Annotated in this window: 1 protein-coding gene; it reads left to right on the top strand. The window is 36.1% G+C overall.

Going from position 1 to position 1,337, the window contains the following annotated elements; translation table 11 throughout:
* The first annotated feature begins 253 nt into the window (after positions 1 to 253).
* Positions 254 to 1,192 (top strand): hypothetical protein, encoded by a 939-nt coding sequence (locus AC58DT_RS15605; RefSeq protein WP_497217719.1) that lies wholly within the window; start codon positions 254 to 256, stop codon positions 1,190 to 1,192.
* Positions 1,193 to 1,337: the final 145 nt, after the last annotated feature.

Raw genomic sequence — 1,337 nt, 5'->3', positions numbered from 1 at the left:
CCAGCTCCGCTTGTGAATGTCGATGCCAATGTATAACTTTGGTTGGGCAGTGGGTTCTAATTTCATATCTTATTGTTTTCGTGAACTTTAAAGATACGAGACTCGCTGCTTTTTCATAGATGCTAACCGCAATTACGGCGGATTCGACTGCGTCCGAATCCACGCGTAATTGCTACCGTCGGTGCTTAGGCGAAAAACATTAAATTTAATCCCGTAACTGCGGTTATACTAAACGTTAGCAGGCATTAAAAAAATGAACATACAAGTTGACCATATAGATTCAAGAGGAAACCAGAATAGCAGAAATTTCCATTTGACGAGAGTAGGATTTGCTAAACATATGGCGGTTGCCGGACAGCGATATTCCCCTCGCCTTTCAAAGTTCTTTAGGACTCTTGGAATGTTTTTTCACTACAGTGCTTACATACAAAGAAATGCCTTTAACAATGACCGCTTTTCTGAACCACCAATAGCTTTATCTGACCCAACTGAGAAAAATCAATTCTCAAATCTTGCAGGAAAAGCATTAGCTGACTTCTTATCTAAAAGAATTGATAATAGCCTTTACACAGTGAATTACGAGGCGGCAATGAGAATTTTAGGACATAAAATAATAGGACAAAGACCTGATTTAATCGCATTCTCTCGTCAATCAATGTTTGCCTTGGAAGCAAAAGGACGGTCACAAAGTAATTCAGGGAATATGGCAAATCATAAGTCACAATCAGGAACGGGACCAATTCCTGTTAATTTTTCTGTTGCGTGTGTATCCTACGATTTATATAACCAAGTTAAATGTAATTATCACGACCCATACAATGATAATGTTCCATATGATAACACAACGTTGAGCGCGACTTCAAGGATATACTATTCAGGTCTTTCCGAGTTCTTAAATGAAAAATACTTTGAAATCAATGATGTCGAGATTCAAGGAGAAAAGTTCATAGAAATAAATCTTTCCTATAGAACTATGGAAAGAATATTCAAAGATGAAATTCCTCCTTTTAGACCATTTCATTATTTCGAATTATTTGAATTCTATAGACCAAGTTTGATACTTCCAAATGACATTCGAGTATTCGCAAGAGAGGGAATTACCAATGAAATAAACCCTTTCAGTTTTGAACAGTCTCAAAACGACAACTTGTATGTTGATAATGATAGAGTTGGACTAAGAATAAGAAGATAAAAACGCCTGCCAACAATGGCTCCTATGAAAAGCACTAATCCCGTTCTTCAAAAATAATATTTTTATTTTAATTATCTCATAATGATGATTTTGGGGTGTTGGAATGTTGATAATTCCGATAGGATTATCACTATTTCAATACCAT

This window comes from Aequorivita sp. CRS11 (assembly GCF_059693805.1).
This window is presented reverse-complemented; position numbering and strand designations above follow the sequence as displayed.